The sequence below is a fragment of the Streptomyces flavusporus genome (assembly GCF_046267975.1).
Lineage (GTDB): Bacteria > Actinomycetota > Actinomycetes > Streptomycetales > Streptomycetaceae > Streptomyces > Streptomyces flavusporus.
On the sequence record NZ_CP176503.1, the window covers coordinates 1,533,830 to 1,549,039 of the forward strand.

The window sequence follows — 15,210 nt, forward strand, 5'->3', positions numbered from 1 at the left end:
ACGGCCTGCATGACCCCGTTGGGGTTGTGCAGGCCGTCGTTGTGTTGAGGGGTGGGTTCGGTGTCGCTGCGTGGGGTGGATCTGATGGAGATCCCGGAGGAGACCGCTCGGCTGGCACGTGCGGTGTTCCCGAAGGGCTGCCTGGTGATGCGGGTACGGGATGCGCTCGGGCCGGTGTTCTCGGATGCCGATTTCGAGGAACTTTTCCCGGTCAGGGGGCGGCCGACGGTGTCTCCTGCCCGGCTCGCGCTGGTGTCGGTGTTGCAGTTCGCGGAGGGGCTGACCGACCGGCAGGCCGCGCACGCGGTCCGCTCGCGTCTGGACTGGAAGTACGCTCTTTCGCTGGAGTTGGCCGACACCGGATTCGACTTCTCGGTGCTCAGCGAGTTCCGTGCCCGGCTGGTCGACGGTGAGGCCGGCCAGATGGTGTTCGATGCAGTACTTCGGGCGGCTGGCGAGGCAGGGCTGGTCAAGGCGGGCAAGCGACAGCGCACGGATGCTACCCACGTGCTGGCTGCAACGAGAGACCTGAACCGGCTGGAGTTCGTGGTCGAGACACTGCGGGCGGCACTGAACCAGGTAGCGGAGGAGGCCGGGGACTGGCTGATGACGGTGTCGCCGCCGGAGTGGTTCGACCGTTACTCGGCCCGGCCGGAGGACAGTCGCTTCGCGTCCCGGTGGGCGGCCCGCGTCGAACACGCCGACCAGTGCGGGACCGACGGCATGATGCTGCTGAAGGCCGTCTGGTCGGCTGTGTCACCGCCCACGTTGCAGAGCCTGCCCGCGGTGGAGTTCCTGCGGCAGACCTGGGTCCAGCAGTTTCACCAGGTCGACGGGGCCATGCGCTGGCGCGGGACGAAGGACCTCCCGCCGGGTCTGATCCGCTTACGGACCCCCTACGAGCCCGAGGCCCGCACTGGTTCGAAACGGGATCTGGGCTGGTCCGGTTACAAGGTCCACCTCAGCGAGACCTGCGAGCCCGACGCCCCGCATCTGATCACCCACATTCGCACCACGCCGGCGCCCGTCAACGACGTCCTCGTCCTGGAGGACACCCACACCGCTCTGGCCGAACGCGGTCTGCTGCCGGACGAGCACCTGGTGGACGCCGGATACATCGACGCCGAACAGATCCACCACGCCCGCCGCGATCACGACATCGAGCTGGTCGGCCCGGTCAAGTCCACCACCGTGAAGGGACAGGCGACCGGAGACGTCTTCGACAACACCCACTTCGCCATCGACTGGGGCCAGCGCCAGGCCGTCTGCCCCGGCGGACAGACCAGTGTCGTCTGGCGAGAAGCCCAGAGCCAGTGGGACGCCCCGGTCACCCGGGTCCGGTTCGCCGCCCGGCACTGCGACCCCTGCGAACTGCGGACCTCGTGCACCAGCTCCAGGACCGGCCGCAATCTGACCCTGAGACCGAAGACCGAACACGACATCCTTCAACAGGCCCGTACTGAGCAGGACACCGACCACTGGCGCCGCCGCTACGGACACCGAGCCGGCGTCGAAGGCACCATCTCACAAGGTGTCCAGGCCTTCGGCCTGCGCAGATCCCGCTACCGCGGACTCGACAAGACCCGGTTGCAGCACCACTTCACCGGCGCGGCCATCAACTTCGCTCGCGTCGATGCATGGCTCACCGGCAGACCACTCGCCAAGACCCGCGTTTCACCCTTCGCAGCACTCCGCCCCACTGGATGAGATCCAGCGGGGCGGAATTAACCAACAGCGTCCGCGAGTGGGGAGGGCCTCCTCGTGTCCGTACCGCCCGTCAGCACTTCTCCCGCAGCGAGTGCAGGTGCTCGCTGGACCGCCGGGCGAACGTGAACGACTCGGTCGGGTTGTCGTGCTCGGCCTGCCAGTGGTGGGCGAAGCGCTGTCCGCGCAGCCGGGTGACGGCGGAGATGAACCGCTGGTAGTCGATGTCTCCGTCGCCCACGTCGGTCATGCGGTAGCCGTACTGGGTCGAGGGGTCGTTCACGCCGTCCTTGACGTGGAAGAGTGGGTAGCGGTCGGGCTGCTTCAGCACGTAGTCCAGGGGGTCGAAGGGCGCGGGGGTGCCGTCGGGCCGCTTCGAGAAGCGGAACTGGCCGGAGTACGCCCAGAAGATGTCCATCTCCAGGTAGACGAGGTCGGGGTCGGTCTCCGCGAGCAGCACGTCGTAGAGGCGGACGTTCGGTTGGTCCGAGGCGAAGGAGAACTCCTCGGAGTGGTTGTGCTGGTAGAACTTCATACCGCGGGCCCGCGCCGCCGCACCGTAGGCGTTGAAGTCCTCGGCGGCCCGCTTCCATGCGTCGACGGTGGAGCCGTAGCGGAAGGGGCCGGAGGCCGTGCCGATGTGCTTCAGGCCGAGTGCCTCTGCGTCGTCGAGGACCTTGGTGAGGTTCTGGGCGAAGGTGTACGCGTTCGGGTCGTTGGAGTAGTAGCCGACGTGGCTGCCGATCGGGTTCAGGCCGTGGTTCCTGGCCAGCCGCTTGAGCTGGGCGAGTGTGATCGACCCCGCCGAGCCCTGGGTGTATCCGGCGAACTCGACCTCGTCGTAGCCGTACCGCTCCAGCTCGGCGAAGACGGCGGCGAAGCCCAGGGTGGAGACCTTGTCGCGGAGGCTGTAGAGCTGAATGCCGAGGCGGCCGGGGGGCAGAACGGGGCGACCGCGGCCCTGGGTGCCGCTCGCGGACTCGGTGGCGGCCGCTGCGGGGGACGCTGCGGCGCCCAGCAGGGCGGCGGCGGTGGCGCCTGCGGCCACGCCGAGCATGCCGCGTCTGGTGAGGCGGTGGGTGAGTTCGGGATCGGGCTGGGAGATGCGGCTCATGCCTGGAACTCCTCGATGTCGGAGGGCGTTGTCAGTGGTGAGTGCTTCACTTGTGACCAGTCAGCACAGACCGGCCAGTTGGAGCAGTAGTGACTTCACGTCGGTGGCCGCGACGCGGTCGCCGACAGCGCGGGGGGTGGAGCAGATGAGGAGCGGACCGTCGTCGTCGCTCGTGGGAAGGCGGCCGTGGCTGCCGCGAATAGGTGAGGGATCCAGCGGCACGACCGCCATGCGGTAGCGCATGCCGAGCTTCTTGCGGACCAGTGCGGTGGCCGCCTTGATCTTGACGTAGGGATCGAGGGGATCCATGAAGAGTTCGACCGGGTCGTAGCCGGGTTTGCGGTGGATCTCGACGAGTCGCGCGAAGTCGGGCGCGCGGGCGTCGTCGAGCCAGTAGTAGTACGTGAACCAGGCGTCCGGCTCCGCGACGGCGACGATCTCGCCGGAGCGAGGATGGTCGAGCTGGTGGGCCTTCTTGCCCTCGTCGTCGAGGAGTTGCTCGATACCGGGCAGTCCGTCCAGCATGGCTCTGGCCGCGTCCAGGTCCTCGGGGCGGCGTACGTAGACGTGGGCGATCTGGTGGTCGGCGACGGCGAAGGCACGGGACGCCATCGGGTCCAGGTACTCCATGCCGTCCTGCGTGTGCACCTCGAGCAGGCCCGCGCGGCGCAGGGCGCGGTTGATGTCGACGGGCCTGTTCACGCGGGTGATGCCGTACTCGGACAGGACTACGACGGTACGGCCCTCGGTGCGGGCGTCGTCCAGGAGTGGGGCGACGGCCCTGTCCAGGTCGGCGGCGGCCTTCAGGGACCGCAGGTCGTCGGGGCCGAAGCGCTGCAGGTCGTAGTCGAGGTGGGGGAGGTAGCAGAGCGTCAGGTCGGGATGCCGGGTGCGCAGGATGTGGCGGGTCGCGTCGATGATCCAGCGGCTGGAGACCAGGTCCGCGCCGGGCCCCCAGAAGTGGAAGAGCGGGAAGGTGCCGAGTTTCTCGGTGAGTTCGTCGTGGAGGGCCGCGGGCCGGGTGTAGCAGTCGGGTTCCTTGCGGCCGTCGGCGTAGTAGATCGGACGGGGGGTGACGGTGATGTCGGTGTCTGTGCCCATGGCGTACCACCAGCAGATATTGGCGACCGTGTAGCCGGGGTGCGCGCGGCGGGCGGCGTCCCAGATCTTGTCTCCGGCGACCAGGCCGTTGTGCTGGCGCCACAGCAGGACGTCGCCGAGTTCGCGGAAGTACCAGCCGTTGCCGACGATGCCGTGCTCCGACGGCATCGTGCCGGTCAGGAACGTGGACTGGGCGGCGCAGGTGACGGCTGGCAGGACGGTGCCGAGCGAGGCACGGGAGCCGGACCGGCCGAGGGCCTTGAGGTGCGGCATGTGGTCGAGGAGACGGGGGGTGAGGCCGACGACGTCCAGGACGAGGAGTGGGGTGGGGTCAGGGCTCATGCTCAGGGGAGCTCCTTCAGTCCGAGGTCTGTCAACAGGTCGCGGGCCAGGGCGAGTTCGGCGGCGATGCCGTCGGCCAGCTGGGCCCGGCCCCGGGGCCGCTGCTCCGGCGGGAGGGCCTGCCAGGTGTAGGTCTCGACCTCGAGATGGTGGGTGAGCGGGCGCGGACCGCCGACGAGCCCGGCCAGCGTCGTCTTCAGGACGTCGAGTGTGGAGGTGAGCGGCGCGGCGGGCGCCGCGTGCAGCGGGACGTGGAAGTGGGCGCGCCAGGGGGCGCCGTCGGGAAGGGCCTCGCCCTTCAGGGCCTCGCCGAGATCGTCCGTGTCTCGCAGGCCCGCGGCGGTGGCGGTACGGGTCTGGTGCAGGAAGCGGGGCTCGTCGAACGCGGCGAGAGCCTCGCGTACTTCGGGGAGATGGGGGTGTTGGGCATGCAGGGCGGCAGAGAGCTGGGTTTTGACGATGGGGACGCCGACTCGGGTGAGGGCGTCCAGGGCGGTGTCGGGGTCTTCGAAGGAGGTGGCGAGGTGGCAGGTGTCGACGCAGATGCCGATACGGTCGTGGGCGATGGCGGTCAGCGGGGCTATGGCGTCGCCGGTGGTCTCTATGAGACATCCGGGTTCCGGTTCCAGACCGACGCGGATGGACCGTCCGGTCAGTTCCCGCAGTGCGTCGAGGCGTTCACCGAGGGTACGCAGGGCGGTGGGGGCCGACTCCGCCCGCCGGGTGCGCCAGGCGAGCGGGAGGGTGGAGATGCTGCCCTCGGTGACGTCGTCGGGGAGCAGGCCGGCGAGCAGCCGGGCCAGGGCCGTGGTGTGGTCGAGGCGCTCGGGGTCGGTCCAGTCCGGCTCGTACACGCGGTACTTGACCTCTTCGGCGCCGAAGCCCTCGTAGGGGAAGCCGTTGAGGGTGACGACTTCCAGGCCGCGCCGGTCCAGGTCGGTGCGCAGGGCGCGCAGCGCGGACGGGTCGGTGACCAGGGCGTGGGCGGCGTCCTTGGCGAGCCACAGGCCGATGCCGAGGCGGTCGCGGCCGAGGCGGCGGCGGACGGGTTCGCAGTGGTCACGGAGCTGGGCGAGGACGCCGTCGAGGGTTTCGGCGGGGTGGACGTTGGTGCAGTAGGCGAGGTGAACCGTGGAGCCGTCGGGGTGGCGGAAGCGCATCGCTCACTCCCCTCCGCGCAGGATGGAGTTGCCTTCGTGGGTGACATCGGTCGCGGCCACGTCCAGATGCAGACGACCGCTGAGTCCGTAGAAGGCGACGGGGTTACGCCACAGCACCCGGTCGACTTCGTCCTCCGTGAAGCCCTCGGCCAGCATCAGATCGCCGACCTTGCGGGTCTTCAGGGGGTCGCTGCGGCCCCAGTCGGCGGCCGAGTTCACCAGGACCTGCTCGGGGCCGTAGGCACGGAGGATGGCGACCATCCGCTCCTCGTCCATCTTGGTGTCCGGATAGACGGAGAAGCCCAGCCAGCAGCCGCTGTCCCTGGCCTCCTTGACGGTGGTCTCGTTGAGGTGGTCGAGCAGGACCCGGTCCGGGGCCAGCGCCGACTCCCGGACGACGTCGAGGGTGCGGCGCAGCCCGGCGAGCTTGTCGCGATGCGGGGTGTGCACGAGCGCGGGCAGCTCGTGGTCGGCGGCGAGCTGGAGCTGTGCGGCGAGGGCGGTGTCCTCGGCGGGGGTCATCGAGTCGTAGCCGATCTCGCCGACGGCCACGACCTGGTCCTTGACGAGATACCGGGGCAGTTCGTCGAGGACGGGGACACAGCGCGGGTCGTTCGCCTCCTTGGGGTTCAGGGCGAGGGTGCAGTGGTGGGCGATGCCGTACTGGGCGGCGCGGAAGGGTTCCCAGCCCAGGAGGGAGTCGAAGTAGTCGAGGAAGGTGGCGGGCGAGGTGCGGGGCTGGCCGAGCCAGAAGGAGGGCTCGACGAGCGCGCGGACGCCCGCGGCGTGCATGGCCTGGTAGTCGTCGGTGGTCCTGGACGTCATGTGGATGTGGGGGTCGAAGATGCGCATCAGGACTCCTTGCCGTGGGGGGTGTCCGAGCCGTGCGCCGGCGGCGCGGACTCGGTCAGGGCCAGGACGCGGTGCAGGTCCTCCGGTACGGGACGGCCCGCTGCGGTGCGTTCGGCGGCGTAGTCGCCGAGCATGCGGGCAAGTTCGGCGTCGGCGCCGGCGCGCCGCTCCAGGTCGGCCACCTCGTCGATGGGCACGCCGGTGAAGAGGCACTTCAGCACGGCCTGACGCCAGTTGTGCGGGTCGAGGTGCCGGGCCGCGTAGGGGCCGACGGCGGCGGCGAGGAGGCGGGTGTCATTGGTCCGCAGAGCGTCCTCGATCAGCGGGAGAGCGTCCGGGCCGGGCACGAGGTGGGGCAGTGCGTGCAGGACGGCGCGGCGTTCCGCGGCGGTGCCCTGGCGGTAGACGCGGGTGAGTGCGGCCGGGTCGGCTCGGGCGGCGTGCAGGATCAGGACGCGGGCGGCGTCGACGTGCTCGTCACCGCAGCGGCGGCCCGCCTCGGCAAGGCGTAGCTCCCAGACAGAGATCGGGCCGTGCGTTCCGGGGTGTGCGGCGGCCTCGGTGAGGGCTCGCTCGAGCCAGGCACGGGCGGGGCCGGAGAGGTGGGTGCTCAGACGGGCGTGGAGGGTTTCGAGAGGGGTGCAGGCGGAGGTCGTGTCCTTGGTTCTCGCCGCCGGGGTGGCCGGGGTGGCGTGGTGGCGGGTCATGGGGTGCTCCCTTCTGGGGTGGCGAAGGGCTCGCCGGGTGGTGCGACGGGCGCAGTGGGGGGTGGGACTGGCCCGTTGGGTGGCGTGGTGTTCGACGGCGTGGCGTCGGGGTGTGCGGTGGAGGACGACATGGCCAGCGGGGCAACCGTGCCGGGTCGGGTCGGCGCTGCGTTGCGGAGGAACGGGAGGGAGTGTTCGGCGAAGTGGGGGCCCGCGTGGGAGTGGTGGGGCAGTTCGACGACCGTCAGGCCCTGATAGCCGGTTGCGGCGAGGGCTTCGAGGACGGGCGGGAAGTCGATGTCCCCGTCCCCGAAAGGAAGGTGCTCATGGATACCGCGGCGCATGTCCTCGATCTGGACGTGCCGCAGCCAGGGGGCCGCCGCGCGGACGCAGTCGGCCGGAGAAAGGGGTTCGAGGCACTGGCAGTGGCCGATGTCGAGGGTGAGGCCGAGAGCGGCAGGCTCGCCCAGCAGCCGACGGAGGCGGTGGAAGTCGGCGAGGGTGGCGAGGAGGTGGCCCGGTTCGGGCTCGACGGCGAGCGGGATGCCGGCGGCGGTTGCGGCGTCCAGTGCGGGGGCGAGGCTCTCGGCGAGGCGTTTCCACGCCGTGTCCTCGTCCGTGCCGACCGGGACGGTCCCGCTGAAGCAGTGCACGGCGTGGGCGTCGAGGTCGGCGGCGACCCGGACGGCGCGGAGCAGCAGGTCGGCCCGGCGGGCCCGGTCGTCGGGGTCGGGGTCCAGCAGGGAGGGGCCGTGTTTGCGGCGCGGGTCGAGCACATAGCGGGCGCCCGTTTCCACGGTGGCGGTCAGCCCGAGCGTGCCGAGGCGCTGCGCGACTCGGCGGGTGCGGGAGGCCAGGTCGGGGGCGAGCGGGTCGAGGTGCATGTGGTCGAGGGTCAGCCCGACGCCGTCGTAGCCGAGGTCGGCCAGCAGGGTGAGGGCGTCGTCGAGACGGAGGTCGGCGAGGCCGTTGGTGCCGTAGCCGAAGCGGAGGGGGTGATTCGAGGGGATGGGTTTCCCGCGGTCCGGTGCCGAGGCGAGAGGACCGAGACTCATGTGACGCTCACCTTCCTCGCGTACTTCCGGCCGATCGGGGCCAGTGCGGCGATGACGACGGCGGTGAGACCGGCTCCGGCGCGGGCGGAGAGGGCGGCCTGGAGAGGGATGGTGGCGCGGATGCCGCCGCCGACGGCTCGTTGGGTGAGCGGAGGTGAGGGGTTGAGGGCGGCGTGGGTGTAGGGGCGGCCGGCGGTCGCGGCGTAGGCGACGGCGAGGGCGGTACGCAGGGCGCCGTCGACGGAGGGTCGCACGGGGACGGCATCGCGACCGGCCGCGTCCGGTTGGCCGGTCGGGAGTGGGGAGGGGTGTGTCACCAGGCGGGTGAGGAGGGCCGTCGTGGCGAGCGCCGCCAGGGGTGGCAGGGTCGAGCCGCCCTGGGTCTCCCGGCGGGACACGGTGGTGACCGCGAGGGTGTGGCTGCCGAGGAGTGCGGCGGACGGCAGCGCCTCACGGGTACGCCCGGTCGTGGCTGCGGCTCCGAGGAGGAGGTCGAGACCGCGGGCGGCGGCCATGGCGACCGGGCCGGCCGGAGTGTGCTTCAGGGCGAGGTCGTATGTCCAGACGGTGGCCGCGAGGGGCGTCGCGACGGTGAGGGCGGGCCGGCCGGCGCGGGCCGCGAGGGCCAGTCCGGCGGCGGTGAGGGCGCAGGCCGCCGTGAGGGCGGAGGCCGGGCGGATGCGGCCGGAGGGGAGGGGACGGTGCGGGCGTTCGGCGGCGTCCTCCTCACGGTCCGCCCAGTCGTTGAGGGCCATTCCCGCCTCGTAGAGACAGATGGAGGAGCCGATGGCGAGCAGAGTGCGGGAGTTGGGGCGCACGCCGGTCGCGGCCGCACCGGTGAGCGCGTCGCCGGGGACGGTGAACAGGGCGGGGAGACGGAGCAGTTCTGCCCAGGCGCGTCGACGCGTCGCTCGCCGAGCCACCTCTCTGCCCTCGACGCCCTCTGCCCGCACACGCCGGTGGCTCACGACCGCCCTCCCGACACCGCGTCACCGGGATGTTCCCCCACCCCCGACCCCCGCAGCCGTTCTCCGAACGCAGCCAGCGCCGCGTACTGCTCGCCCAGTGCGGCGGGCCCGGCCCCCACCGGGTCCTTGAAGAAGAAGCCCAGGTCGGTCAGCGGGCCGGAGAGGCCGGTCTCGTGGGCGCGGGTGGTCAGGCGGGCCAGGTCCAGGACGAGGGGGGCCGCGAGGGCGGAGTCGCATCCCTGCCAGATGGTCTGCAGGATCATGCGGGTGCCGAGGAAGCCGTCGAAGGCGATGTGGTCCCAGGCGGTCTTCCAGTCGCCGAGCGCGGGGACGTCGTCGATGTGGACCTCGCCCTCGGGTGTGGCGCCCAGGGTGTCGGCCAGGACGCGCTCCTTGCCTGCGTTCTTCGCGGCCGCGGCCGCCGGGTCGGCCAGGGATGCGCCGTCTCCGCCGCCGAGCAGGTTGGTGCCGGACCAGGCGCGGACGGTGAGCGCCCGCTGGGCGAACATCGGGCCCAGCACCGAGCGGAGCAACGTCTGGCCGGTCTTGCCGTCGCGTCCGGCGTAGGGGAGACCGGAGGCCGCGGCCGGAGCCGCCAGTGCGGGGTGGTGGAGGCCCGTCGAGGGGGTGAAGTTGACGTACGGGCAGCCGGCCCGCAGGGCTGCCGCCGCGTACAGCGAGCTGGCCGGAAGCCGCGGTCCCGTCGGAGCCGGTTCGGTGGAGGCGACGTTCACGACGACCGCGCGGGCCAGCCCTTGCCGTCGTACGAAGTCACGTATGTCGGCGGCGAAGCCAGCGATCAGGGCGTCGTCGTCCCGCACGTCGTCGGGGGCCGGACCGCCCGGTCTGATCTCCCGGTCGGCGGCGGTGAGTTCGGCGCCGACGGCGGAAGGGAGGCCGGGGGGCAGGACCCCGCCCGCGGCCAGGGCTTCGGCGCGCTTGGGCAGGGGACAGTTCGCCGTGTCGTGGCCGCCGAAGACGAGGGACGACAGCGGTGGCAGGCCGCAGCCTTCGAAGAGGGGAGTCTCGGTGACCATCCCGGCCGGCGGATGCAGTCCGGCCGTCACGGCGGCGCAGCCCGTGACAACCGTCGTCGCGACGGAGCCGCGTGCTCCGATCAGCCATACTCCGATGCGCGGTGGGGAAACGGACGCGGACATGGGCAGCCTCCTTGTCGAACGCGTCGAGCGCGATACCGGGGCGGACACCGGATGACGGCGGGCGGGAGTCCGGCGTCTCCCGCCCGCCGCCGCTCAGTCGCCCTGTGCGGGCAGTTCCTTGATCCGGATGTCGCGGAAGGACACCTGGTCCTCGGCTCCGTGGTTCTGGATGCCGAGGTGCCCGTCACGCAGGCTCCGGGCCGGATCGGTGTTGGTGAAATCGTTGATCTTCACGCCGTTGAGCCAGACGCGGAGGCGTTCGCCGTCCACGCGGATCTCGTACGTGTTCCACTCCCCCGGCGGGTTCAGCGCGCGGTCGCGCTTCTTCAGGTCGGCGGAGCGGAAGCCGTAGACGGACCCGGTGGTCTTCTCGGGGACGTCCGTGGCGTCGATCTGGATCTCGTAGCCCTGGTTCACCGCCGACCACGGGTCGTCCGAGGGCGGGAAGCCCACGAACACACCGGAGTTGTCGTCGCCGGAGGCGCTGGCCATCTTCCAGTCGAGCTTCAGGGAGTACGAACCGAAGCTCGACGCCGCGTACCAGAGCATCCCCATGCCGCCGTTCGACGTCAGCGTGCCGTCGTCGGAGAGGGTGAAGGAGCCGGGGCCGGCCTGTTTCCACCCTTCCACGGAGCTGCCGTCGAAGAGCGGCCGGTAGCCGTTCTCCGGGCGGCAGTCGGCCTGGGCGTCGCCGATGGCCCAGCGGATTCCGCCCAGCAGGTGTTCGCGGAAGGCGGGTTCGGCGAAGGACTCCTTGGTGTGGCCGCCGCCGGTGTAGAAGGCGCGGCCGCCCTGGTAGTTCTGGCACCAGGCGATGGGGTGGTCGCCGTGCATGGTGCCGCCGGTGTAGGAGGACTCGTCGAGGGAGGCGAGGACGTGTGCTCGTTCCCGGGGGTTGGAGCGGTAGTTGTACCACTCGTCGGTGCGGTCCCAGGTGCGGGCGAGTCCGGAGGTGGCCGGATGAGCGCGGTCCTCCACGTCCACCGTCGCCGGCTGGATCGCCGGGTGCGAGTGGAAGTACGCGCCGGCGAGTCCGCCGTAGAACTCCCAGTCGTACTCGGTGTCGGCGGCGGCGTGGATGCCGACGTAGGAGCCGCCGGAGCGGATGTAGCGTTCGAAGGCGCTCTGCTGGGCGGCGTCGAGGACGTCTCCCGTCGTCGACAGGAACACGACCGCGTCGTATCGTCCCAGGTTCCGCGATGTGAACGCGCCCGCGTCCTCGGTCGCGTCGACCGTGAAGCCGCCCGTCTCGCCCAGTTCCCGAACGGCCGCGATGCCCTCCGGAATCGAGTCGTGCCGGAAGCCGGCCGTCTTGGAGAAGACCAGTACCCGCTTGCCGTCGTCCGCGGAAGCGGAGGGCGAGTGGGATGCGGCCGGTCCCGAGACGACGCAGCCGAGGAGCAGGGCGGTCCCGACCACAGCCGTCGTCAGTCTGCCGGTTGTACGCATGACAGCGTCCTCCCTCAGCTTGTCGTGAACGTGAAGTCGTCGACGTCGAACAGGGCGCCGGTGCCGCTCCCCTTGAACACCAGGTAGAGCGTGGTGGTGCCGCGCGGTGCGCGGGACAGGTCGGCGCTGACGTCCTGGAAGGTCTCCCAGCCGCCGGTCACCGGCACAGTCGCCTTGCCCAGCAAGGTCCCCTTCGCCGAACCGGCGCGGATCTCCAGGGTGCCGCCCGCGCCGCCGGAGGAGATACGCGCGGTGATCTTGCCGGCGTTGCTCAGCACGTACGGTTTGAAAGAGATCCAGTCGCCGTTGTTGATGTCGCCGACCGTCCGGCCGCCGTGTGCGGTGTCCTTGGTGATCACCGAAACCCCGGAGGAGTCGCCGAAGTGCTCGGCCTGCCGGTGCTTGGGCTGGGCGACGTGCTGGTCGTGGGTGGTCAGCGGGGCCTGGCCGCCGCCTCCGCCGTCGGTGTACTCGGCGTCGAAGACGCCGAAGATGTTGGCGTTCTCGTCGTGGCCGCCGTCGGCGCTGGTCTGGATGGTGCCGGTGCAGCCGTTCGCGGAGGTCACCGGGTGGCCGTGGCTGTCGTGGCCGAGGATGAAGGTGACCTTCACCTTCGAGCAGTCGATGGTCCCGTCCTCCGGATCGGTGACCTTCACCTTGAACGGGATGGCGTCACCGAAGCTGAACAGCTGCCCGTCCTCCGGGGTCTCCAGCACCACCGTGGGCGCGGTGTTGCCCACCACGATCTGCACGCTCGCGCTGCCGGTGCGGCCGGACGGGTCCTTGGCCGTCACGGTCGCCGTGTACGTCCCGTTCTTCTTGTACCTGTACGTCGGGTTGGCGGCCGTGGACGTGCCGCCGTCACCGAAGTCCCAGCTGTAGGTGAGGGCGTCGCCGTCCTGGTCGGTCGTGCCGGCCGAGGAGAACTGCACCCTGAGCGGCGCCTGTCCCGAGGTCCGGTTCGCGGCGGCCTGCGCCACTGGTGAGTGGCCGTCGGTGGCGTTCTCGATGCGGTACAGGGCCGAATGCTCGTCGCCGCCGAACCAGGAGACGCCGTAGTCGAGGACGTACAGCGCGCCGTCGGGGCCGAAGGCCATGTCCATGATCTGGGTGCCGGTCCACGGCACGTCGTTGATCGACTGCACGGTTCCGTCGCCGTCGCTGACGATCCGCTTGATCCAGCGGCGGCCGAACTCCCCGGCGAAGAAGTTCCCGTCGTACGCCTCGGGGAACTTCACCGGCGAGTCGAGCGCAGGGTCGTAGTGGTAGACCGGGCCGCCCATGGGGGATTCGGAGCCGGTGCCGAACTCGGGCACGGATCCGCCGTCGTACGGGATCCAGGCTGCCTGCGCCGGGGGCAGGTCGGTCAGGCCGGTGTTGTTCGGCGAGGTGTTCTTCGGTGCGGCGCAGTCGAAGGCAGCGCCCGAGGTGCCGGTGGCGAAGTCGTAGTCGACGTAGGCGTCGTTGTCGCCGGTGCAGTACGGCCAGCCGTAGTTGCCGGGGCCGGTGACGCGGGCGAACTCGACCTGTCCGGCGGGACCGCGCGCGGGGTCGGCGGCGCCGGCGTCGGGACCGTAGTCACCGACGTACAGAATCCCCGTCTCCTTGTCGACGCTGAAGCGGAACGGGTTGCGGAAGCCCATCGCGTAGATCTCGGGCCGCGTCCTGTCGGTGTCGGGCGGGAAGAGGTTGCCGTCGGGAACCGAGTAGCTCCCGTCGGCGTTGACCTTGATACGCAGGATCTTGCCGCGCAGGTCGTTGGTGTTGCCGGAGGACCGCTGGGCGTCGAAGGCCGGGTTGCGGTTCGCACGCTCGTCGATGGGGGTGAAGCCGTCGGACTGGAACGGATTGGTGTCGTCGCCGGTCGACAGGTAGAGGTTGCCGGCCGCGTCGAAGTCGATGTCGCCGCCGACGTGGCAGCAGATGCCGCGGGAGGCGGGGACGTCGAGGATCTTGGTCTCACTGGCGACGTCGAGGGTGCCGTCGGTCTTCAGGACGAACCGGGAGAGCCGGTTGACGCCGTCGAAGGGCGCGAAGTCGGCGGCGGTGCCGGTCTCGGGGGCGTCGCCCGCGGGGGTGTTCAGCGGGGGCGCGTAGTAGAGGTAGATGAAGCGGTTCTCGGTGAAGCCCGGGTCCACGCCGATGCCTTGCAGGCCCTCCTCGTCGTGCGCGTACACGTCGAGTTTGCCGGCCAGTCGCGTGTTGCCGGCGGCGTCGGTGATGCGCAGTTCACCGTCGCGTGAGGTGTGCAGGACGGAGCGGTCCGGGAGGACGGCGAGCGACATGGGTTCGCCGACCTCCGCCTCGCCCTTGGCGAGAGTGACCTGCTGGAAGTCCTCGGCGGCCGCAGCTGTACCGGGGTCGGCGCCGGCCTGGGGTGCGGCGAGGGTGAGGGATGCGGCTGCCAGCAGCGCGCCGCTCAGGAGCGCGACTGCTCTGCGCAAGAAGGGTGGTCTGTGGGTCTCGTTTCTGCCGGTGCTGGTGGTGCGGTCGTTCCCGTGCACGAGTGCCTCCAGAAGAGGGGCCGGTTGTACATGCGGGTGCCTTTGCGCCGGGGTGCGCCGTCACCCCGGAGACGTGAAAGAGAGCTCGGAGAGCGTCAGTTGCCGAACGCCGCGTCGAACGAGGCCGACGGCGGTTCGAAGTCGTACGCCTTGAGGCGGGTCAGCGCCTCGGGGGCGCCCTGGAGCCGGTCCATGCCGGCGTCCTCCCACTCGACCGAGATGGGGCCCTGGTAGTCGATGGAGCGCAGCATCCGGAAGACGTCCTCCCAGGGGACGTCCCCGTGTCCGGCGGAGACGAAGTCCCAGCCGCGGCGCGGGTCGCCCCACGGCAGGTGGGAGCCGAGCCGGCCGTTGCGCCCGTCGAGGCGCTTGCGGGCCTCCTTGCAGTCGACGTGGTAGATCCGGTCGCGGAAGTCCCACAGGAAGCCGACGGGGTCGAGGTCCTGCCAGACGAAGTGCGAGGGGTCGAAATTCAGCCCGAAGGCGGGACGGCGGTCGACCGCCTCCAGCGCCCGCTGCGTCGTCCAGTAGTCGTACGCGATCTCGCTGGGGTGGACCTCGTGGGCGAACCGCACGCCCTCGGCGTCGAAGACGTCCAGGATCGGGTTCCAGCGCTCGGCGAAATCCTCGTAGCCGCGTTCGATCATCGACTCGGGGGCGGGCGGGAACATCGCGACCAGGTGCCAGATGGCGGAGCCGGTGAAGCCGATGACGGTGTCGACGCCGAACGCGGCCGCGGCGCGCGCGGTGTCGGCGATCTCGGCGGCGGCCCGCTGCCGTACGCCCTCGGCGTCGCCGTCGCCCCAGATGCGGGCGGGCAGGATGGCCTGGTGGCGTTCGTCGATGATGGCGTCGCAGACGGCCTGGCCGACCAGGTGGTTGGAGATGGCCCAGCATTTCAGGCCGTACTTGTCCAGCAGCGCATGCCGGGATTCGAGGTACGCGGGATCGGTCAGCGCCTTGTCGACCTCGAAGTGGTCGCCCCAGCAGGCGAGTTCCAGTCCGTCGTAACCGAAGTCACGGGCGAGGCGGCAGACCTCCTCGAGCGGCAGGTCGGCCCACTGGCCGGTGAAGAGCGTGAAGGTGCGGGGCAT

At 70.8% G+C, this 15,210-nt stretch carries 12 protein-coding genes; 1 reads left to right on the plus strand and 11 read right to left on the minus strand.

The window, feature by feature from the left end:
* Positions 1-60 precede the first annotated feature (60 nt).
* On the plus strand, positions 61-1,707 hold the full coding sequence (locus ACKTSN_RS07540; RefSeq protein WP_409468374.1) for an IS1182 family transposase: 1,647 nt from the start codon (positions 61-63) through the stop codon (positions 1,705-1,707).
* Positions 1,708-1,777: 70 nt separating this feature from the next.
* Here ACKTSN_RS07540 and ACKTSN_RS07545 read toward each other — a convergent pair whose 3' ends face one another.
* From ACKTSN_RS07545 to ACKTSN_RS07595, 11 genes are all read right to left on the minus strand, one after another.
* Positions 1,778-2,818: a sugar phosphate isomerase/epimerase family protein gene (locus tag ACKTSN_RS07545; RefSeq protein WP_409468375.1), complete on the minus strand. Its 1,041-nt coding sequence runs from the start codon at positions 2,816-2,818 to the stop codon at positions 1,778-1,780.
* A gap of 60 nt (positions 2,819-2,878) precedes the next feature.
* On the minus strand, positions 2,879-4,261 hold the full coding sequence (locus ACKTSN_RS07550) for a nucleotide pyrophosphatase/phosphodiesterase family protein (RefSeq protein ID WP_409468376.1): 1,383 nt from the start codon (positions 4,259-4,261) through the stop codon (positions 2,879-2,881).
* 2 nt (positions 4,262-4,263) lie between these two features.
* Positions 4,264-5,421 carry a metabolite traffic protein EboE gene (eboE, locus tag ACKTSN_RS07555; RefSeq protein WP_409468377.1) on the minus strand — a complete coding sequence of 386 codons (1,158 nt, stop codon included), beginning with the start codon at positions 5,419-5,421 and terminating at the stop codon, positions 4,264-4,266.
* Between the two features lie 3 nt (positions 5,422-5,424).
* Complete coding sequence (locus tag ACKTSN_RS07560; RefSeq protein ID WP_409468378.1) at positions 5,425-6,273, minus strand: TatD family hydrolase; 849 nt, start codon at positions 6,271-6,273, stop codon at positions 5,425-5,427.
* Positions 6,273-6,980 (minus strand): EboA domain-containing protein, encoded by a 708-nt coding sequence (locus ACKTSN_RS07565; protein WP_409468379.1) that lies wholly within the window; start codon positions 6,978-6,980, stop codon positions 6,273-6,275. Before ACKTSN_RS07565 ends, ACKTSN_RS07560 begins: the two co-directional genes overlap by 1 nt.
* Positions 6,977-8,035: a sugar phosphate isomerase/epimerase family protein gene (locus ACKTSN_RS07570; protein ID WP_409468380.1), complete on the minus strand. Its 1,059-nt coding sequence runs from the start codon at positions 8,033-8,035 to the stop codon at positions 6,977-6,979. The genes ACKTSN_RS07565 and ACKTSN_RS07570 overlap by 4 nt, the downstream gene beginning before the upstream one ends.
* Positions 8,032-8,988, minus strand: coding sequence for an SCO3242 family prenyltransferase (locus tag ACKTSN_RS07575; protein ID WP_409474768.1), 957 nt, complete (start codon positions 8,986-8,988; stop codon positions 8,032-8,034). Before ACKTSN_RS07575 ends, ACKTSN_RS07570 begins: the two co-directional genes overlap by 4 nt.
* A gap of 11 nt (positions 8,989-8,999) precedes the next feature.
* Complete coding sequence (locus ACKTSN_RS07580) at positions 9,000-10,163, minus strand: inositol-3-phosphate synthase (RefSeq protein WP_409468381.1); 1,164 nt, start codon at positions 10,161-10,163, stop codon at positions 9,000-9,002.
* 93 nt (positions 10,164-10,256) lie between these two features.
* Positions 10,257-11,612 carry a ThuA domain-containing protein gene (locus ACKTSN_RS07585; protein WP_409468382.1) on the minus strand — a complete coding sequence of 452 codons (1,356 nt, stop codon included), beginning with the start codon at positions 11,610-11,612 and terminating at the stop codon, positions 10,257-10,259.
* A 14-nt stretch (positions 11,613-11,626) separates the two neighbouring features.
* Positions 11,627-14,116: a PQQ-dependent sugar dehydrogenase gene (locus tag ACKTSN_RS07590; RefSeq protein WP_409468383.1), complete on the minus strand. Its 2,490-nt coding sequence runs from the start codon at positions 14,114-14,116 to the stop codon at positions 11,627-11,629.
* Positions 14,117-14,211: 95 nt separating this feature from the next.
* Positions 14,212-15,210 carry a sugar phosphate isomerase/epimerase family protein gene (locus ACKTSN_RS07595; RefSeq protein WP_409468384.1) on the minus strand — a complete coding sequence of 333 codons (999 nt, stop codon included), beginning with the start codon at positions 15,208-15,210 and terminating at the stop codon, positions 14,212-14,214.